12 protein-coding genes are annotated in these 20,890 nt (G+C 67.8%); 8 read left to right on the plus strand and 4 right to left on the minus strand.

Annotated features, from left to right (window positions below; genetic code table 11):
- Positions 1-59: 59 nt before the first annotated feature.
- The 4 genes from WEG36_01850 to WEG36_01865 all read right to left on the minus strand — a co-directional run bounded on the left by WEG36_01850 (position 60) and on the right by WEG36_01865 (position 5,217).
- Positions 60-1,115, minus strand: coding sequence for a 2-oxoacid:ferredoxin oxidoreductase subunit beta (locus tag WEG36_01850; GenBank protein MEX1256336.1), 1,056 nt, complete (start codon positions 1,113-1,115; stop codon positions 60-62).
- On the minus strand, positions 1,112-2,941 hold the full coding sequence (locus tag WEG36_01855; protein ID MEX1256337.1) for a 2-oxoacid:acceptor oxidoreductase subunit alpha: 1,830 nt from the start codon (positions 2,939-2,941) through the stop codon (positions 1,112-1,114). The genes WEG36_01850 and WEG36_01855 overlap by 4 nt, the downstream gene beginning before the upstream one ends.
- A gap of 41 nt (positions 2,942-2,982) precedes the next feature.
- A complete protein-coding gene (locus tag WEG36_01860) occupies positions 2,983-4,815 on the minus strand; it encodes an FAD-dependent oxidoreductase (protein ID MEX1256338.1) in 1,833 nt (610 codons plus the stop codon).
- Between the two features lie 171 nt (positions 4,816-4,986).
- Positions 4,987-5,217: a hypothetical protein gene (locus WEG36_01865; GenBank protein MEX1256339.1), complete on the minus strand. Its 231-nt coding sequence runs from the start codon at positions 5,215-5,217 to the stop codon at positions 4,987-4,989.
- Positions 5,218-5,465: 248 nt separating this feature from the next.
- On the opposite strand from WEG36_01865, the gene WEG36_01870 reads away from it, so the two are divergent.
- The 8 genes from WEG36_01870 to WEG36_01905 all read left to right on the plus strand — a co-directional run bounded on the left by WEG36_01870 (position 5,466) and on the right by WEG36_01905 (position 20,786).
- A complete protein-coding gene (locus WEG36_01870; GenBank protein ID MEX1256340.1) occupies positions 5,466-6,368 on the plus strand; it encodes a DUF4159 domain-containing protein in 903 nt (300 codons plus the stop codon).
- Between the two features lie 137 nt (positions 6,369-6,505).
- On the plus strand, positions 6,506-8,872 hold the full coding sequence (locus WEG36_01875; GenBank protein ID MEX1256341.1) for a vWA domain-containing protein: 2,367 nt from the start codon (positions 6,506-6,508) through the stop codon (positions 8,870-8,872).
- On the plus strand, positions 8,869-9,912 hold the full coding sequence (locus tag WEG36_01880; protein MEX1256342.1) for a hypothetical protein: 1,044 nt from the start codon (positions 8,869-8,871) through the stop codon (positions 9,910-9,912). The genes WEG36_01875 and WEG36_01880 overlap by 4 nt, the downstream gene beginning before the upstream one ends.
- A complete protein-coding gene (locus tag WEG36_01885; protein ID MEX1256343.1) occupies positions 9,909-12,575 on the plus strand; it encodes a tetratricopeptide repeat protein in 2,667 nt (888 codons plus the stop codon). The genes WEG36_01880 and WEG36_01885 overlap by 4 nt, the downstream gene beginning before the upstream one ends.
- A gap of 156 nt (positions 12,576-12,731) precedes the next feature.
- Positions 12,732-13,760 (plus strand): MoxR family ATPase, encoded by a 1,029-nt coding sequence (locus WEG36_01890; GenBank protein MEX1256344.1) that lies wholly within the window; start codon positions 12,732-12,734, stop codon positions 13,758-13,760.
- Between the two features lie 19 nt (positions 13,761-13,779).
- Complete coding sequence (locus tag WEG36_01895) at positions 13,780-14,724, plus strand: DUF58 domain-containing protein (protein ID MEX1256345.1); 945 nt, start codon at positions 13,780-13,782, stop codon at positions 14,722-14,724.
- Positions 14,706-16,916 (plus strand): BatA domain-containing protein, encoded by a 2,211-nt coding sequence (locus WEG36_01900; protein ID MEX1256346.1) that lies wholly within the window; start codon positions 14,706-14,708, stop codon positions 16,914-16,916. The genes WEG36_01895 and WEG36_01900 overlap by 19 nt, the downstream gene beginning before the upstream one ends.
- A 279-nt stretch (positions 16,917-17,195) precedes the next feature.
- Positions 17,196-20,786 carry a DUF4175 family protein gene (locus tag WEG36_01905; GenBank protein ID MEX1256347.1) on the plus strand — a complete coding sequence of 1,197 codons (3,591 nt, stop codon included), beginning with the start codon at positions 17,196-17,198 and terminating at the stop codon, positions 20,784-20,786.
- Positions 20,787-20,890: the final 104 nt, after the last annotated feature.

A 20,890-nucleotide genomic window follows, 5' to 3' on the forward strand; every position in this document is an offset into this window, starting at 1 on the left:
ACAGGCTCGTCGCGCCGGCACGCCGGCTTCAGGCGGCGGAGCGGCCCCCGCACCGCCGTCTACCGGTAGCCCCTCTGGAGCTTCTCGAGCGCCGCGGATCCCGGGCAGAGCCCTTCGAAGGGGAGGTCCACGAGCGGAGTCTCGACCGTCCCCGACACGCCGTGCATCTCCGGCGCTTCCTCGCGGATGTGCAGGAGTCCCGTGACGATCTCCCCCGCCTCCTGGCGCTCCCGAACGTAAGCGTACGCGCTGTCCCGATCCGTGGGATCGAACCCTTCCGCCACCTTTCGCAAGAGAACGCGGCTCCCGTCGTGCATCTGCACCTCGGCGGTCGCCCCGGGCTCGTAAGACAACGCAATCTCCGGCTGGCGGCCGACGTAATCCGCCTCGGTTACGGGAGCCATGTGCTCCCGCGTGTAGCGGTAGCTCTTCGTGGACCCCTCGTGGTCGTTGAAGGTCACGCACGGAGAAATCACGTCTATGAGCCCGAATCCCCTGTGCTGGACACCGGCCTTGAGGAGGGGGATGAGCTGCTCCTTGTCGCCCGAAAAGCTTCGCGCGACGAAGGTGGCGCCGAGAGAGAGCCCTAGGAGAACCGGGTCGATGGGCGGCTGGAAGTTTGCCGCGCCCCGTTTCGCCTTGGATCCGATGTCGGCGGAGGCCGAAAACTGCCCCTTCGTGAGTCCGTACACGCCGTTGTTCTCGATTACGTAGAGCATGTCCACGTTCCGCCGGATCGCGTGGCAGAGCTGGCCGAGCCCGATCGAGAGCGAGTCGCCGTCCCCCGAGATTCCGACGCAGACGAGGTCGCGGTTCGCCCCGGCGGTGCCGGTGGCGATCGCGGGCATCCGGCCGTGCACCCCGTTGAAGCCGTGCGCCTGGCTGAGGAAGTAGGTCGGGGTCTTCCCCGAGCACCCGATCCCGCTCACCTTCGCGACCCGGTGCGGCGGAATCTCCAGCTCGAAAAAGGCCTCGATGACCGCGGCGGTGACGGAATCGTGCCCGCACCCGGCGCAGAGGGTGGACATCGTCCCTTCGTAGTCGCGCCGCGTGAGCCCCAGCGCGTTTATTGGAAGGCTCGGGTGCGCGACACGGGGCTTGGCGATCCAGGTCATGCGAGGCTCCCGACGAGGGGGGGCTCGGAGGCCGAGGGGCGGTCGAGGAGGGCGAGCACGTCTTCGACCACGTCGGCGGCACTGAGGGGCATCCCACCCCAGTGGCGCACCGACTCGAGCCGCTCGAGCGGGACAGCGGTCTCCAGCGCCAGCAAGGAGCGGAGCTGGGCATCGCGGTTTTGCTCGACGATGACGATCCGCTGGTGCCCCTCGAGGAACTCCTTCACCGACGGATGGAAGGGAAAGGCACGGACCCTCAGGTAGTCGGCCTGGATGCCGGCATCCGCAAGGAGGTCCTGCGATTCCTTGAGGGCCCGGTCCCCCCCGCCGATCCCCACGATCCCGAGAGGGGCCGGTTTCCCGGAGGAAGCCGGGTGAAGGACGGGAGCGGGGAGAGCCAGGGCCGCGCCGTCGATCTTCCGCGCGATTCGCATCATCACATCCGTATAGCCCTCTTCGTCCTCCGTGTACCGCGCGTGTTTGTCGTGCCCGGAGCCGCGCGTGAAGTACGCGCCCTTCGAATGGACTCCGGGAAGCGTTCGGTAAGGGATTCCATCTCCGTCCACGTCCATGTATCGGGAGAACTTCTCCATTTTCTGGAGATCCTCCGCCCCGAGGACCTTCCCCCGATCCGGGCGAAACGCGTCGTCCCAGGTCAGCCGCGGCACGACCCAGTCGTTCATCCCGATGTCCAGGTCGGAGAGGACGAGGATCGGCGTCTGAAAGCGCTCGGCGAGGTCGAAGGCCTGCACCGCGAAGTGGAAACATTCCCCAGGATCCGAGGGGAAGAGGAGGAGATGTTTCGTATCGCCGTGCGAGGCGTACGCGGCGCTGATCAGGTCGCCCTGCTGGGTGCGGGTGGGCATCCCCGTCGAGGGACCCGTCCTCTGCACATCGAAGAAGACGGAGGGGATCTCCGCGTAGTAGCCGAGTCCGAGGAATTCCCCCATGAGAGAGATCCCCGGGCCGCTCGTCGCGGTGAAGGAGCGCGCGCCCGTCCAGCCGGCACCGAGCACCACTCCCGCAGCCGCGAGCTCGTCTTCCGCCTGGACCACGAGGAAGCGATTTTTCCCCGTCTCCGGGTCTTTCCGGTACCGCTCGCAGAAGCCGGAAAAGGCATCCACGAGCGAAGTGGAGGGGGTGATCGGATACCAAGCGGCCACGGTGGCTCCGGCGTACACGCACCCGAGCGCGGCTGCCGTGTTTCCATCAATGAGGATCGAGTCCCCGTTTTCGTCCATCCGCTCGAGGTGGAGCGGGAGCGGACAATAGAAGTGCTCCTTGGCGAAGTCGTAGCCGAGCTGCACCGCCAGGTAGTTCGATTCGAGGAGTGATTTCTTCCTCGAAAAGGTCTCTTCGAGGAGGCCGCGGACGATTTCCATCTCGAGGTCCAGGAGCGCGGTGATGACGCCGGCATAAGCGATGTTCTTCATGAGGATCCGCTCCCGGTCGCCCTGGAAGTGATCCACGCACATCTTCGCCATCGGCGCCCCGAGGAAGGTGACGTCGGGGCGGAGGAGCTGTTGGCGGAGCGGCCAGGAGGAGTCGTGCAGGACCCACCCCCCGGGTCGCACTTCCTTGATGTCGCGTTCGTACGTCGCCGGGTTCATGGCGACGGTCAGGTCGAAACTCCGGCACCGGGCCGTGTGCCCCCGATGGTTCACCCGGATCTCGTACCAGGTGGGAAGTCCCTGGATGTTCGAGGGGAAAAGGTTCTTCCCGCTCACGGGGATCCCCATCCGGAAGATCGCCTGGCGGAGGAGGGAGTTCGCACTGGCTGAACCCGTTCCGTTCACCGTCCCGATCTTGATGGCGAAATCGTTCACGCGAGAACGATCCGCCCCGGACCCGTTTTTCTGGGGAACCGTCATGCGCCCGCCCCGGCGGGGACCGGGTTCCGGTCGGGATGGCGGCCGCCGGCTTCGAGGCCGGCGTATGGAATCTGGAGGTCGAAGGCGCGCATGTCCCAGGCGGCGGTCGGGCACCGCTCGGCGCAGAGTCCGCAGTGGATACACAGGTCCTCGTCCTTCACCATGACGCGTCCGGTCTGCGGAAGGCCCTCCGAGACGAAAATGCTCTGCTTCAAGTTGAGCGCGGGAGCCGTGAGCCGGCCGCGAAGCTCCTCTTCATCACCGTTCGGCGCGATGGTCAGGCAGGAAAGCGGGCAAATATCAATGCAGGCGTCGCATTCGATGCAGAGCGGCCCCGTGAAGTGCGTCTGGACGTCGCAGTTCAGGCAACGCTCCACTTCTTTGAGCGTCTGCATGATGTCGAAGCCTTCTTCGACCTCCACGGAGAGTGCCTGAAGGCGCGCCTCCAGCTTCACGTGCCGCATCTTCTGGCGCCCCGCGGCATCGTAGTCGTTCGAGTAGCTCCACTCGTGTAGGCCCATCTTCTGGCTGACGAGATTCATTCCGTAGGGCGGACGCTCGGCCAGGGATTTCTCCTGGCAAGCCTGATGGATGGAGATCGCCGCTTGATGGCCGTGCTCCACCGCCCAGATGATGTTCTCGGGACCCCAGGCCGCATCACCGCCGAAAAAGACGCCTTCGCGGGAGGACTGGAAGGTCTTCCGGTCTACCTCCGGCATCTCCCACTCGCTGAACGCGATTCCGATGTCGCGCTCGATCCAGGGGAAAGCGGCGTCTTGGCCGATCGCGAGGATGACCGTGTCACAGGGGATCGTCTTCGTCCCGGTCGTCACCGACCTGGTGCGGCCATCCGCTCCTTCCACCCAATCCACCAGGTCGAACTCCATCCCTACGAGCTCGCCGCCTTCGAGGAGGAACCGCGAGGGGGAATGGTTTTCGAGGATCTCGACCCCCTCTTCCTGGGCGTCCTCGAGCTCCCAGGTAGAGGCCTTGAAGTAAGGGCGCGTGCGGCGGGCCATCACCTTCACATCCGTCCCTCCGAGGCGGAGGGACGTGCGGCAGCAGTCCATCGCCGTATTCCCGACCCCGATGACGAGGACGCGCGGCTCGATCTTTTCGATGTGCCCGAAGGCCACCGACTCGAGCCAATCGATCCCGATATGGATGCGGTCGGAGTCGTAGCGTCCCGGGATATCCAGGTTTTTCCCCCGCGGTGCCCCGGAGCCCACGAAGACCGCGTCCCACTTCCCGCCCATTTCCCCGTCGAGGAGCGCACGCATGCTCTCGACCGGGGTGTTGAGCCGGAGGTCCACCCCCATGTCGAGGATGGTGCCAATCTCCTCGCGAAGCACCTCGGGGGGGAGGCGGAACTGGGGGATGTTCGACCACATGAGCCCCCCGGCCCGGTCCTGCTTCTCGAAGATGGTGACCTGGTAGCCGAGGGGGAGGAGGTCGTTGGCCACCGTGAGGGATGCCGGGCCCGCCCCGACGCAGGCGACGCGCTTCCCGTTTTTTTCCTCCGGGATCCGAGGAAGGAGGTCGGTGATGTCTTCACGGAGGTCGGCGGCGACTCGCTTGAGGCGGCAGATCGCGACCGGTTCCCCGTCCAGTCGGGTCCGCCGGCACGCCGGTTCGCAGGGGCGGTCGCAGGTCCGCCCGAGGATCGCCGGAAAGACGTTGGAGTGCCGGTTCAGCATGTAGGCGTCCGTAAACCGTCCCTGCGCGATCATCCGGATGTACTCCGGCACGTTCGTGTGCGCGGGACACCCCCATTGGCAGTCCACGACTTTGTGGTAGTACTGCGGATCCGAGACGTCCGTAGGCTTCATAAGGGCCGTTGGCTTCGACGGTTACAGGCCACGAGGGCGTACGCGCGGGGGAGGAGCAGAAGGAGGGGTCCGGGAGTCGGATCGCGGAAGCGAGGACTTTACCGCATCTCGGAGGGGGAGTTTAACGTCGGGGAGGCCGGGCTCGCAATGACAGCCGGGGGGCCGGATCCCTCATCCGATGCGGGTCGCGCGCGGGTCCACTTCCCACTCCCCGCTCCGGGCCACGAAAAGGGGGGTGAAAAGAGGACACATCGCACCGGTGCAGCGGACGCCGTAGTCGAGACAGATGAGGATTTCGGCGTCCTGAACCGAAGGCGTCCTCCCCAGCCGCGCGCCGGCCTTGGGAACAACCGGAACGTTGCGGTCGGTCGCCGAGCAGTAGGCTTTGCGCGCCTTGATCATGAACGCCGCCGCGGTGTAATAGGAACGGGACTCGAACCGTTTCGCATGCAGTGTAACCGGCGCTCGGGCGGCACGCCATCAAGTTCACAAGGCGCTCACACTTTCGCGGCCGGGTCGCCTTGCCGCGCCGGATCGCGGAGCCTTACGTTCGAGTGAGCGCCAGTTGCGTGGTCCTCGCGGCTCCCCCGCCTGCCGGCCGGATCCGAAAAGCGGTTGGTCTCGCACCCCGACTCCGAAGCGGCCTGTCCATGTCCCGATCGGCGACGACGACCCCCCTTCCGGCACGCTCCGGACTCGCCGGCGGAGTGTGTGCCGAGGGGAGGGCGGGCCGGTGGCCGTGGGTCGCGCTTTTTTTGGCCGCCGCCGTTTCCCTTCCCGCGGAGCGGGGGGAGGCCCAGCGGCTCCGGGGATTCGGCGAGGCGCCGATCTCGCAGCCCTTGCGGCGAGGGCTTCCCGAACGTCCGGGCGGCTTTACTTTTTGCCGCCTCTGGTTCGACTCGGTACGGTACGAAAGCGACGGGTACGGGTGGAGCACGGATTATCCGCGGGGCGACTTGAATTTGACGCTCCGCCTCTCCGAGCTGACGACCGCCTCGATCAGCGGATGGCTCGACGGGGACCAGGGGACGGCCGCTCTGCGGGCGACCGACCCGAACCTCTTCCAGTGCCCCTTCCTTTTCGGGTCGGACGTGGGGACGGCAGGGTTCTCGAACGCGGAAGTCACGGCGCTGAGGGAATACTTCCTCAAAGGCGGCTTTCTCTGGGTGGACGACTTCTGGGGGACGCCGGCGTGGCGACAATGGTCTGCGGAGATGGCGCGCGTCCTCCCCGAATACCCGATCGTGGACCTCCCCCTCGATCATCCGCTCTTCGGAATCGTCTATACGGTAGAGAAGATCCCCCAGATCTCGCACATGCAGTACTGGAGAAACTCGGGAGGACAAACCTCGGAACGGGGATGGGACAGCGCCGAGCCGCACCTCCGCGCGATCCTGGACGAACACGAAAGGATCCTCGTTCTCATGAGCCATAACACCGACATCGCGGACGGATGGGAACGGGAGGCCGACGACGCCGCATTTTTCGCCCTCTTTTCGCCGCAGGCTTATGCGATCGGAATCAACGTCCTGGTCTGGATTATGACGCACTGACGTTCGGCGGAGCGCTCCCCTCAGCGAAACCGCCCCGGCGCGCGTCCTAATGCGGAAGGGAACAAACGAATCGAATTCTAGAGGGTACGACCCCGAACCAACGACCCTGAAGCGCGCGATAGCCGCGCACCGGCGAGATGCAATCATTCTTCGACGCAGTTTTCGAGTACTTCTTCAAGTATCCTCGCGTTGCGTACGACCGCGGGGAGATCGTCTGGAGCGGATCGTGGCCTACGATCCTCCTCGCCCTTCTCCTCGCCGTCGGGGTGGCCCTCGTCGTCTGGAGCTACTTGTCGAGCCGTGCGCGCGCAGCGGGCGCCACGACCTGGATCCTCGTAACGACCCGCGCCATCGGACTCGCGATCCTCACGGTCTGTCTGCTGCGCCCGACGCTCGTCCTCTCCACGGCCGTTCCTCAGCAGAACGTCGTGGCCGTCCTGGTGGACAACTCCCGGAGCATGGGAATCCAGGACGTGGATGGCCGCTCACGCGGCGCTGTCGCCCAGGAGCTCTTCGCCGCGCCGGAAAGCGCGCTCCTCGAACAGCTCGAGGAGAACTTCGTGATCCGGCAGTTCCGCTTCGACTCGAACGCCGCCAGGCTTCGCGATCCCGCAGATCTCGCCTTCGACGGAAACCGGACCCTCCTCGGGCCCTCGCTCGACCTCGTGCGGAGCGAGCTGGCGGGACTTCCCCTCGCCGGGTTGGTCCTGGTCACCGACGGGGGCGACCAGAACGCGGCCGCCCTCGAAGACGCTCTCCTCGGGCTCCGTGCCGAGGGAATTCCGGTGCATGTCGTGGGCGCGGGACGCTCCCGCCTCGATCCGGATGTGGAGATCGAGCGGGTCGAGCTCCCTCGGGCCGTGATGCGCGGCTCGACGGTCATGGCCAACGTCGTCGTCGCGCACACGGGACTCGGTGGACGCAACGTCGCGGTGAACCTGGAAGAAGACGGTCGGATCCTCGCCTCCGAAAACGTCCAGTTCGAGGGGTCGGGGGGGAGCACGACCGTCCGGATTCCGGTGACGCTCGAATCTCCGGGGGTGCGCGGGCTCACCGTCCGGGTCGCGGCCCAGCCCAACGAGGTCGTCGCCGACAACAACCAGATGGATGTGCACATCCGCGTCCGCGACGAGCGGGACAAGATCCTTTATTACGAAGGCCAGCCCCGATTCGAGGTGGGATTCCTGCGGCAGGCCGTCCGTGACGACCAGAATCTCCAGGTCGTGGTCCTCCAGCGCACGGGCGAAGACCGGTACGTTCGCCTCGACGTGGACAGCGGGGACGAGCTCGCGGGCGGCTTTCCGAGGACGCGCGAGGAGCTCTTCGAGTACCGCGGGCTCGTCCTGGGGAGCGTGGAGGCGAGCTCGTTCACGCCGGATCAGATCCGGATGATCGCCGACTTCGTGGATCGCCGGGGGGGAGGGCTGCTCTTCCTCGGAGGCCCGCGCGCCCTCGCCGAAGGGGGGTGGACCCCGACCGCGCTCGCTCCGGTTTATCCGCTGGAGCTCGAGAATCTTGGACCGGACCGCTCGGGCACGGTGGACTTCTGGGCGACGGTGAAGGTGACTCCGACCCGGAACGGAATGACGCATCCGGCCCTGGGGCTCGAAGGCTCTCAGGTGGAGATGGACCCGGGGGGCGCCGCTCCCGCGGCCGTGGTGGCGACCGATTCGGAGGACGCGCGGACCGCCCGCTGGGACCGCCTCCCCGAGCTCACCACTGTGAACCGGATGGGAGAGCCGCGCCCGGGGGCGACCGTCCTCCTCACCGGAGTGAGCCCGGACCTCCCGGGCGGAGAGCAGCCGGTTCTCGCCTTCCAGCGTTACGGCGCGGGGATGGCCGCCGTCCTCGGCGTGCATGACACCTGGCTCTGGCAGATGCACGCGGACATTTCGCTCGAAGACCAGACTCACGAAGTCTTCTGGCGACAGATCCTCCGCTGGTTGATTCAGGAGGTCCCCGATCCCCTCACCGCGACCGCCGTGCGGAATCGGGTCGCACCCGGAGAGTCGGTGCAGCTGATCGTGCGGGTGTCGAGCGAGGAATTCCTTCCCGTGAACGACGCGCGGGTCACCGCACGCGTCATTGATCCCTTCGGTGCGGAGCAGGAGCTCCCCCTCTACTGGAATCTGGACCGCGACGGGGAGTACCGGGGATCGTTCCTTCCGGCGAGCTCGGGGCCCTACGAGGTTCAGGTGGACGCGGTTAGGGGCGAGACCTTTCTGACGGCGCCTCCCCTTCACATCGAAGCGGGCGTGCTCGACGAGGAGCTGCGGAGCGGTGCGATGAGGGAAAACCTCCTCCGGCGAATCGCGACCGAGACCAACGGGGCTTTCTACACGCTCGACCAGGTCTCCTCGCTCCCGCAAGCGCTCACGTACACGGAACGCGGAACCGTCGTCCAGGAGGAACGGGATCTCTGGGATCTTCCCCTCTTCTTCTTTCTCCTCATGGGTCTCCTATTCACCGAGTGGATGGTGCGCCGGCGGAGGGGGCTCGCGTGAGCCGGTACTTTTTCGTCGGCTCTGCGGGAAGCGCGGCGCGCGCCATTTTCGCACCCCTCCTCTTCGCCGTGGTCGCGCTCGGGGGAATGGCCGTCCCCGGGGCGGCCCAGGAAGCTCACGTCCTGATCGTGGCGGGGCTCGGCGGAGAGCCGCAGTATCGGGAGTCCTTTCTCGAGTGGGGAACCCAGCTGAGCGATGCAGCCGTGGAAGCGGGGGTGAAGCCGGAGAACCTGATCTTCCTCGCGGAGGATCCCGAGACCGGCCATGGGAAGGTCCGGGCCCGCTCCACACGCGAAGAGATCGAACGCGCCTTCCGTGAGACCGCGGAACGAGCGGCCCCCCAGGACCGGGTCCTGGTGGTTCTCATCGGGCACGGAACGGGGTCGGGGGAAGAGTCGAGGGTGAGCATCCCGGGACGAAGTCTGACCCTCGCGGACTACCGCGGATTCCTCGAGCTCCTCGCCCCGCGCATGGTCGCCTTCGTGAACGTGGCGAGCGCGAGCGGCGATTTCGCTTCGGCGCTCGCGGGCGAGGGCCGCGTCGTCGTGACGGCGACACGAAGCTCCCAGCAGAGGAACGCGGCGATCTTCGGAGGCCACTTCGTGAAGGCCTTTATAGGAGAAGGCGCCGACCTCGACCGCGACGGTCGCGTCTCGATCCTCGAGGCCTTCGAATTCGGTCGATTGGAGACGGAGCGCCACTATCGTGACCGCGGGCTGATCTCTCCGGAGCAGGCCCTCCTGGAGGACCGCGCCCAGGGGAGCGGCGTTCCCCTCCCGATGGAGGACGAAGCCGTCGGGACCCTCGCCGGGCGCTTTTTCCTGGAGAGCGTGGTCCCCGCCACAGTGGCGGGCGATGCAAGCGCGGAGCGGCTCCGCGAGCTCTACCTCCGCCAGGAAGCGCTCGAGGTCGAGGTCGCGGCGCTCGGCCAGCGCCGGGGGACGATGGAGCCCGCCGCTTACCAGGCGGCGCTCGAACCCCTCCTTCTCGAGCTCGCGACAGTCGGACAGGAGATCCGCCGCCTCGAGGAGGGACGATGACCGGCCGTCCTCGCGCACGTTTTCTCCTCCTCCTCTTCGGACTCCTTCTCGGCGGATGCGTCGGGAGCGACCGCGCGACCGCGCAGGGGCCGGAGGGGGCCGCGGCCCTTCTGCAGGAGGGCAACTACGACGAGGCCATCTCCCTCCTCGAGCGGGAGCGCGCCGCGGCACCCGGCCCCCAGTCCACCCGCGCCCTCGCCTCGGTTTTCCTCGAGGCAGGCCGTTACGACGACGCCGAGGCGCTGCTGAGGGATGCCTCGGAAGGGACGGACGATGCCGAACTCCAGCTCCTCCTGGGCCGATCGTTGTTGCAGCGCGGCCATCTCGATGAAGCGGATCGGGTGTTCGCCGCGGCGGCGGCGGGAACGGGGGGGGCAGCGCTCCTAGCCGAGATGCACCGGGGGGAGATCCTCCTTCGCCGGGGAGAGCGGGAGGCGGCGCTCGCGCTCTTCGATCGATTCATAGACGTCTACAACAACTCGTCCTCTCTCGGGTCGCGCGAGCTCCAGGCGGTGGCGGCCGCGGTGGCTCACCTCGGCATCACGAACCCGGCACTCTACCAGGACGCCCTGATGGCCTACGACGAGGCGATCGCGGCGGACCCCGAAAATCTCGAGGCGCATCTCGAGCTCGGCTTCCTCTTCCTGGAGCGGTACAACATCCCCGACGCGATCGCGTCCTTTCGCGAGGTGCTTCGCCGGCGTTCCCGCCAACCGATGGCGCTCTACGGGCTCGCCGAAGCGGCATACCTCGAGGGCTCGGAGGAGGGCGCGCCCCTTTTGGACGAAGCCCTGAGCGCGAACCCCAATCTGGTCCCCGCCCTGATTCTCCGCGCCCGGAGCCAGCTCGGGGCCGAGGAGGTCGAGGCTACCGAGCGCGACCTCGCGTCGGCGCTCGATGTGGACCCGACCGCGACCCAGGCGCTCGCCGTACTTGCGGCGACCCGCCTCCTCCAGGGGGAGACCGAGGACTTCGAGTCCATCGTGGACCGCGCGCTCAGGATGAACCCGCGCGACGCGGCTTTTTTCGTCACCGCGGGCGAGCTCGCCTCGCGGGGAAGGTTCTACGAGGAGGCCGCCGAGCTCGCCGTGAAGGGCATCGGGCTAGACACGCTCGCCTGGGACGCATATGGGACTCTGGGGATGAACCTGCTTCGCCTCGGAGCGATGGAGGAGGGGCGCGCCAACCTGGAGATTGCCTTCGATGGAGACCCTTACAACGTCTGGTACAAGAACACCCTCGACCTCCTCGACACGATGGAGGGGTTCGAGTCGTACAGCTCTGACCGGATCCGCGTTTACGTGGACCCTGAAGACGGTGAAGGGCTCGCGCTTTACATGCTCGACGTCGCGGAACGGGCTTACGCGGAGCTGGCCGAGCGGTACGGGTACGCACCAACGCCACCGATCCGCGTCGAGGCGTTCCGGCGGAGCGGCGACTTCTCCGTCCGCACCTTCGGGCTCACCGGGATCGGCGCACTCGGTGTGAGCTTCGGAAACGTCCTCGCCATGGATTCGCCGGCGGCGCGAGGGACCGAGGGATTCCATTGGGCCTCCACCCTCTGGCACGAGATGGCCCATGCCTTCCACCTGGGGATGACGGATCACCGCGTACCTCGGTGGTTCAGCGAAGGCCTGGCGGTGCACGAGGAGCGGCGGGCCGGCCCGGGCTGGGGGATGCGTCCTTCCATTCCCTTCTTCGCGGCTTACGAGGAGGGCGAGCTTCGCTCGCCGAGCGAGCTAAGCCAGAGCTTCGTCCGGCCGCGAAGCCCGGATGAGGTCGGGTTCGCGTACATCATGGGCTCGCTGGTCATGCTCTGGATCGAGGAGGAGTGGGGAGCCGACGCGATCCTCGGAATGCTGGAGGGATATCGCAACCGGACGAGTCCCGACGAAGTGATCCGGAGTCGGTTGGACCTGAGTCTCGCGGAATTCGACCGCGGCTTCGACGCCTGGCTTCGCGACCGATACTCCGGGGGGTTCGCCGCGGCGCGCGCGGCACTGGAGCTTCGGGAGACTGGGCCCCAGCAGCGAGGGGATGTCGACTGGCTCAGGGAGCGGGTGGCGCAAGCCCCGAACGATGTGGAAGCTCGTATCGCGCTCGCGGCGGTCCACTTCGATGAGGAGCGTTACCGGGAGGCGATCGCCCCCCTCTTGGAGGCGCGCGACATTTTCCCGGAAAATCCGGATCCCAGGGGACCGAATCGATTCCTCGCGGAGGTCTACCGGGAGCTTGGTGATTCGGACGCGGCCGTGGAGGCCCTCGTCGAGCACCTCGCCCAGGCGGCCGGCGACTACCGGGCCCAGCTCCTTCTGGCCGATCTCTTCGAGGAACGGAACGACTCGGAACGAGCGGTCGGTGCACTCGAAGAGGCGATCAACGTCTATCCATTCGAGATCCCGGTGCACGAGCGGCTCGCGCTCCTTTACCGGGAGATCGGGAATGCAGGCGGTGAGGTGAGGGAGCGGAAGGCGATTCTCGCGCTGGATCCGGTGGACCGGGCCGGCGCCCTCTATGAGTTGGCGCTGGCGCAGCTCCGCGACGGGGATCGAGGTGGGGCGAGGACGAGCGTGATGGGTGCGCTGGAACTCGCCCCCCGCTTCCCCGAGGCTCAGGACCTCCTCCTCGAGATCATGCAGGGGGGCGCGCCGAACGGCCGGTGAGGCCGGCAGTCCAAAGGAGTGTGGGTGGGATGGTGGCCGGGCGACGCTCGTCGGCGATGCCGGAATCCTAGAAGCGGGAAATAGCGGGGGTCCGGAGTGGCCGGCCCCCCTTCGGACCAACGTGTGGGCGACGCCCCAGGAGGCCTCGTGGAATCGGTGAGAACGGAAGCAACGCGGGTGGACGACCGGGACGACATTGATCTCGCCGACCGGATGAGATCGAGCCGCGAGGAGATCCTCAGAGAGGTCGCGAAGAGGATCGTCGGGCAGGAGGACGTGCTCGAACAGGTCCTCCTCTCCCTCTTCGTGGGAGGAAACTCCCTCCTCCTCGGGGTTCCAGGCCTCGCGAAGACGATGATCGTCCAGACGATGGCGGAGGTGCTGGACCTGAACTTCTCCCGGATCCAGTTCACTCCGGACCTCATGCCCTCGGACATCACCGGGACGGAAATCCTCCAGGAGGACAACACGACGAATCGCCGGGAGCTCGTGTTCCGCCCTGGGCCGATCTTCGCCAACATCGTCCTCGCGGACGAGATCAACCGGACCCCGCCGAAGACCCAGGCGGCACTCCTCGAGGCGATGCAGGAACACCGTGTCACCGTGCAGGGAACGACTTACACGCTCGAAGAGCCCTTCTTCGTCTTTGCGACTCAGAATCCGATCGAGCTCGAAGGGACCTATCCGCTCCCCGAGGCGCAGCTCGACCGCTTCATGTTCGAGGTGATCATCGACCACCTCCCGGAGGACCTGGAGCTCGGCGTGGTGACCCAGACGACAGGGGTCACGGGCGAGGTACCCCAGCGCGTGGTCTCCCGCGAAGACCTCGTCGCCTTTCAGCAGCTCGTCCGGCGCGTCCCCGTTTCGGAACCCGTTGCGCGCTACGCGTTGAGCCTGGTGCGTGCCACGCGCCCGTCGGAGAGCGCGAACCGGGAGTTCATCAAGAACTGGGTCGCCTACGGCGCCAGCGTCCGCGCGGCCCAGTACCTCGTCCTGGGCGGGAAAGCGCGCGCCCTCACCTTCGGGCGCTTCGCGGTCCATTTCGAGGACATTCGCGCCCTGATGCATCCGGTCCTGCGCCACCGCATTCTCTCGAACTTCCAGGCGCAGTCGGAGGGAATCACCACGGACCGGATCATTGACCTCCTGATCGAATCCGTGCCGCAGCCGAAGTCCGGGATGTAAGGGGAGGAACGGAGAGGAGATGAGCGTCGGACACGGTTGGGGCCGGGGGCAGGTCGGGCCAGGGGCCCGTTTCCTCGACCCCGTCGTCCTCCAGCGGATCGGAAGCCTCGAGCTCGTGGCACGGAGCGTCGTGGAGGGCTTCATGCAGGGGCTCCACCCCTCCCCCTTTCTCGGGCAGTCCGTGGACTTCGCGGAACACCGCCCCTACACGGTCGGCGACGATCCACGGCGGGTGGACTGGCGCGTTTATGCGCGCACGGGCCGGTACTACGTAAAGGAGTTCGAGGCCGAGACGAACACGAACTTCACCGTCTACATGGATACCTCGCGCTCCATGGCGTTCGGGGAGCCGGTGACGAAGCTCGACTACGGGAAATTCCTCGCGGCCAGCCTCGCCTTCCTCGCGAGGCGGCAGGGAGACCGGGTCGGGTGCATCACCTTCGACCGGGGAGTGCGCGACGTCGTCCCCTGCTCCGCACGGCATCTGGAGCGAGTCCTCCTCGCGATCAGCCGCGCGAAGGCGGAGCGCTCCGGCGACCTCGCCCCCGCGCTCCGGGACGCAACGGGTCGGCGAGGCCGGAAGGGGATCATTGCGATCGTCAGCGATCTCTACGTGGAGCCGGAAGAGCTTCGGCTCCCGATCAGGCGTCTTCGCGAGATGGGGAACGACGTCATGGTCTTCCACATCCTCGATCCCGCCGAACGCGAGCTCCCGTACGAAGGTCCCTTCACCCTCGAGGACATGGAGACGGGAGAAGTCCTTCCACTCGTCCCCAAGGAGCTGAAGGAAGAGTACCGGAATCTCGTGACGGCGCACGTCGCGAAGGTGGCGAAGGTCCTCGCGGGCTCCGGGGCGGACCATATCCTGGCGGATACTTCGCGGCCCCTCGACCAGGCCCTTTTCCACTACCTACTCGCGCGACAGTATCGTAAGCGCAGCGGACGATGGGCCTCTCCTTCCTGACCCCCCTCTTCCTCGCCGGGCTCCTCGCGATCTCGGTGCCGATCTTCATCCACCTGATCCGCAGGCATCAGGGGAAGAAACTCGACTTCCCTTCCCTGATGTTCCTGCGCCAGCTCCCGGTGCGGTCGGTGAAACGGCTCCGGGTCCGCGATTGGCCCCTCCTCCTCCTCCGCGCGGCCGCGCTCGCCCTGATCGTCCTGGCTTTCGCGCGCCCGGTCCTTCAGATCGGCGCGCAGGAAGAGGGCGTCGGAGGCGACGGGCTCCGAGAAGTCGTCGTGGTCCTCGACCGGTCCTGGAGCATGACGCGCGGCGATCGTTGGGATGACGCACTCGGTGAGGCGCGTGACGTCCTGAACGGGTTGGTGGCGCCCGATCGGGTGGCTCTCGTCGTCTTCGACGCGTCGGGGCGGGTGGTCGTCGAACCGACCCTCGAGCCCGGTCGGGTGGCCGCGGCCCTCGACACGATCCGGGCCGGCTGGGGGGGCACGCAGGTGGGCGCGGGGCTTCAGGCCGCGCGCGGGATTCTCGAGGCCTCGGAGCGGTCGCGCAGGGAAGTCGTCCTGATCTCCGACTTCCAGCTTCGGGGTTGGGAAGAGGGCGTGCATGAACAACTCCCGGCGGGAACCACTCTTGTCCCGGTGGATGTCGGGGACGACGGGATCGGCTCGCTCATCGTGTCGGACGTGACCCTGGAGCATTCCTTCTTCGAAGGGCGCCAAAGGGTGCATCCGCAGGTGCGGATCATCCGGAGCGGCGCGGAGGCGCCCTCCCAGGCCCGGGTCGCTCTGGAAATGGACGGTCGCGAGGTGGAGTCGCGGACGGTCGAGCTTCCCACGGAAGGCGCGGTCGCCGTGGCCTTCGAGCCGATCACCCTTCCGGATGCCGGAGTCCGTGGCGCGGTGAGGCTGGAGCCGCAGGGAGCGGCGGCCGAAGAGCCGTTCCGCTTCTTCTTCTCTCCGCAACAGGTACTCTCGATCCTCCTGGTCGAGGGGGCGAACGCGGGCGCGGGGAACAACCCGTACCTACGCAGCGCCCTTTCGATCGGGGGCGGCCAGGCCGTCCAGGTGCGCACGCGGGCCGGGGGCCAGGTCACCGCCGCCGATCTCCAGGGGACCGACGTCGCCGTTTTCAGCGATGTCCCGCTCCCCTCAGGGGCCTCGGGATCGCTCCTGCGCGCCTTCATCCGGCAGGGGGGAGGTCTCGTCATCGCGACGGGCGCGGCGAGCACCCCCGCGACCTGGGAGTCGGACTGGGACGAGTTCCTTCCGGGGGAAGTCGGGATGCCGGTGGACCGGAATCCCCTCCGCGGCGGAACGCTCACGGGTGTGGACCGCGACCACCCGATCTTTTCTCCTTTTACGGCGCTCGCGGGGAGCGGCCTCGGAGGCCCGCGATTCTACCGTTATCGGACCCTCGTGCTCCCTCCCGAGGCGCCGGCCCAGCCGACGCCAGGCGGAGGGGTGGAAGAGGGCGCCCGTCCGGATGTCCCGCTGGTGATCGCGCGCTTCGACGACGGGGCGCCGGCGCTCGCGGAGCGCACGGTAGGCCTCGGACACGTGCTTCTCTGGACCTCCACGCTCGACAACAGCTGGACCGACTTCCCGATTCACCCGGTCTTTCTTCCGGTGGTTCAGGAGATGGCCCGGTACGCCGCCTCGGAACGGGAGGCCGAGCCCTACTTCACCGTGGGGCAGCCGCTCGACGCCGAATTTCTCCTCACCGAGGCGGGAGCCCCCGCGCCGGTCGCGCGGCCGGGCGAGGCCCCAGTTCCCGCACCCCTGGCGATCCTGGTGGGTCCCGACGGCGTCGGAGCCGAGTTGGGCGGCGAGGCGGGCGATCTCGTCCAGCTCCCCGTGCCCGGGTTCTACGAGGTCCGTCTGGGGGAAGACGGGGCGGACGGAACGCGCACCTTCGCCGCGAATCCGGATGTCGCGGAAGCCGATCCGACGCGGATCGATCCCCAGGAGTTGATCCTCGCGGTCGCACCGGGGTCGGGGAGCGGGGGCGAAGGAGCGGAGCCGGCCGACGACGCGCTGGGCAACGCGGCGGCCGCCGCCACCCTCTTACAGGAAGGAGAGCGCCGCCAGGGCGCGTGGCGGTTTTTCCTCCTCGGGGCGGTCCTCCTTCTCGTGAGCGAGGCCCTGGTGGCGAGCCGAACCCGACCGCTGAACCGGGCCTTGTTGGAAGAGTAGAGGTCCTAGTGTCCCGTCCCCGGAGTTCGTTGAGCACCGAGGGTGCCGATGCGCCGCGCCGGCAAGGCGCGACGACGAGGAGTAGCAGGGCTACTTCGAGGAGGAGCAACGCTACCGGGGCGGATGCAGCGCCGCACGAATGCCAACGAACTCCGGGGACGGGACACTAAGATCCCAACGAGATCCTGACGTCAGGGCGGGAATGCGCGTCTGGCGCGGTTCCTGCTGATTGCACATCGTACTGAAGAGCCTCGGACCACTCCTCGACGGAGAAGGGCCATGAACCACCGCGTGGGCGGAAGCGAACGGAGAGAGCTGCGAGACGTCGTCCGGACCGTGCGGCGCCGGTGGCGAATTCGAAATGCCCTCCGGGGAGGCCTTCTGACCGTCATTTCCGCGGTCGTCGCTCTCCTCGTCGTGAGCTTCGCGATGGACCGCTGGACCGGAAGCCAGGCCGCGGCGACGGTCTTCGCCCTGGTCCTATACCTCGGTGTCGCCTGGGTTGCCGTCCGCACGCTCTTCCGGCCGATTTTCCGGAAACTCACCGACCTACAGGTCGCGCATTATCTCGAGGAGAACGAACCCGCTCTCCGTGCCGAAATCCTCACCGCGGTGGGCGCGATGGAGGAGCAGAAGCTCGAGAGGACGGTTCTCCTCGACGGGCTCATCCGCGCCGCGGTGCTCAGGGCCCGGGAAGTCGAGGGTGGACTCCGCGTGGACCGGGAGCCACTGAAGCGACTTTCCTGGGTGAACGCGGGGGTCGCCGCGGTGCTCCTCGCCTTCCTCCTCGTGGATCCGCTCGGGTTCCGGGAGTCCCTCCCGGATCTCGCGCGCCCTTGGACCGCCGTGGAAGCCGCGAGCCCGCTCGCGATCCAGCTCAACCCGGGCGACACCTCCGTGGCGCGCGGCGCCGAGCTGCGCATCGGCGCCGAGGCCCAGGGATTCGCGCCGGAACAGGTGGACGTCGTCTACCGGAGCGAGTCCGAGGCGCAGTGGGCGCGGTGGCCGATGCTCGCGTCCGCGGAAGGGACGGCGGCGTACGAGTTCGTCTTTTTCCGCGTTGACGAGCCGGTCGAATATTACGTCGAATCCGAAGGGATCCGGTCCGGGACGCATACGATCTCCGTGGTGGACCTCCCCTACGTCTCGCAGCTCGAGATCGAGATCCATCACCCGGCCTATACGGGGCGGGCGCCGGACATCCTCGAGTTCGGGGGGGACATCGTCGTCCTTCGCGGAACCCGGGTGGTGGTGCGCGCGCACCCGACCATCGCGGTGCCTTCCGGGAAAATCGTCCTCGAGGAGGTGGGAGAGGTAGCGCTCGCCGCCGGGGCCGAGGGTGTGCTCCAGGGCGAGTTCGTCGTCGAGCGGGCCGGATTCTACCGGATCGAGCTCCAGGACGACGCGGGGCAGATCCATCGAGGGACCCCCGACCACCTGATCGATCTCGTCCAGGATCTCCCGCCCCTCGTCTCTTTCGCCCGCCCGGCGAGGGACGTTCGGGTGACTTCGATCGAGGAAGTCTTCGTCCAAGTGGAGGCGAGCGACGACCACGGGATCGCGATGCTCGAACTCGTCTATTCGGTGAACGCGGGCGAGGAGCAGACGATCGCGCTCCTCAACGACTCGGGAACCCGCCTCGAAGAAGTCTCCGCGGGGCACACCTTCTTCCTCGAGGAGCTCGAGCTCCAGCCCGGCGACCTCGTCTCCTACTACGCCCGCGCCCTGGACAATGGGCCCGGCGCGGAGGAGCGCGAAGCCCGCACGGACCTCTTCTTCGTGCAGATCCGGCCCTTCTCCCAGGACTTCCGCCAGGCCGAGCAGGGCCCGGCAGGCGGCGGGGGGGGCGGTGGAGGCGGCGGCGGTGGCGATCCCCTGGCCGGCCAATTCTCGCAGCGCCAGCGGGACATCGTCACGGCCACCTTCAACGTGGACCGTGACTGGCGGCGCTCGAATCCAGAACGGCTCGCCGAGGACATCGCCACGATCGCGCAGTCCCAGGCCGCGCTGCAGGGCGAGGTCGAAGCGTTCCTGAACGAGCTGCGGCCGCGGCTGGCGCGGATGCCAGTGGAGATGCAGCAGGTCGCCGAGATCCTCCCGGTTGCCACCGAAGCCATGCAGGCCGCCGCACTCGAGCTCATCGCCCAGCGCCCCCCCGAGGCGTTGCCACCCGAGCAGCGGGCGCTCCAGTTCCTCCTCCGGGCGGAAGCGGTCTTCCGCGAGGTGCAGCTCCAGGAGCAGCAGGCCCAGCAGGGCGGAGGCGGAGGCCAACAAAACCAGCCGCGCGAAGACCTCGCGGACTTCTTCGACCTCCAGATGGATCGGCTCCGGAACCAGTACGAGCAACTCCAGCAGGGGGAGCGCCAGCAGCAGAGCCAGCAGATGGACGAGGCGATGCAGCGGCTCCAGGAGCTCGCGCGCCGTCAGCAGCAGGAGGAGGAGCGCCTCAGGAGGGCCGCGGACCAGCTCCAACAGGGTTCGGCCGCGGGAGGAGAGAGCCAGCGTCGTCTCGCGGAGGAAACGGAAGAGGCCGCCCGCCAACTCGAACGGCTCGCCCGCGAGCAGGGGTCACAGGAGCTCGCGGAAGCGGCCCGACGGCTTCAGGAAGCCGCCGACGCGATGCGGCAGTCCGCCGCGGCGCGCGACGCCCGTGGCCTCGGCCAGGCCGCCGCGGCCGCCGACGCGCTCGAAGAGGCCCGTCGCCTCCTCGACCGAAATCAGGAGAACCAGCTCGGACAGGCCGTCGAGGACGTGGCGAACCGGGCCCGGCAGGCGCTTCAACGCCAACAGGCGATCGAGGAGGCCGTATCCGAGCTTCCGATGGAGGCGGGTGCGCGCCAGCAGGCGATCCCCGACATCATCGAGGAGAAAGAGGCGCTCCGGGAGGAGATCCAGCGCCTCGACGAAGACCTTCGCCAGATTTCACGCCAGTCCGCCGCCGAGGACATGGAGGCGGAGCGCGCTTTCCGCGACGCCGCCGCCGCGATCCGGGACGGGCAGTTGGACGATCGGATCGAATACTCCCAGGACCTCATTCCCTCGCCCTCGATGGCGGAACGGGCCCAGGAATTCGAGCAGCAGATCTCCGAGCTGGTCGAGGAGATGAACGCACAGGTTCAGCAGGGAGCGCGAGCCCTGGACGGGCAGGGCCGCGCCGGCGACTCCGAGCTCGCCGACCGGGCCCGCGACCTCATCCGCGGTGCCGAGTCCATGGCCGAACGCACGCGCCAGGCTGCCCAGCAGGGGCAGGACGGCCAGCAGCCGGAACAGCGTGGGCTCCAACCCGGCCAGCAGGGGCAACAGCCGGGCCAGGGGCAGCAGGGCGAGCCGCAGCCTGGACAGGGCCAACAGCCAGGTCAGGGCCAGCAGCCTGGCCAACAGCCGGGCCAGGGGCAGCAGCCCGGTCAAGGTCAGCAGGGTCAGCCCGACGGCCAGCAGCCCGGCCAGGGCCAACAGGGCGGGCAGCAGAACGCGGGCGGTGGTGGCCCGAACGGCGGTGTGGACGCGGAAACGGTCCGCCAGCTCCAGCGCGAGGCCGGTGCGCGCCGGGCCGACGCCGAGGCGCTCCGCGACGCGATCCGGGGCCGGACCGACGCCGGAAACTTTGACTGGGTGGACGGGCTCGAGTTCGCCATTGACCGTTTCAGCGAGCTCCAAGAGGCCCGCGCCTACGCCGATCCTCGCGACCTGGCCGACCTCCAGCGAGAGCTCGTCGAGGCGCTGAGGGAGCTCGACTTCGCGCTGCGCCGGGAGTTCGCCACGACCGGAAGGGAAAGCCCGATGGTCGCGGGCTCGGGTGACGTTCCCGAGGAGTATCGCCAGTCGGTGGAGGAGTATTACCGCTCACTGGCCGGCGGCTCCCCGCGGTGATCGGGAACACGCACACGCGCCAATGAGGTGAGCGGGGCGGCCTTACTCCGACGCGGACTCCTGTCCGCGCTCCTGGCCGGGGGGGGGGGGGGGGGGGGGGGGGG

This window comes from Gemmatimonadota bacterium, from assembly GCA_040882465.1.
GTDB lineage: Bacteria > Gemmatimonadota > Gemmatimonadetes > Longimicrobiales > Gaopeijiaceae > JBBEBG01.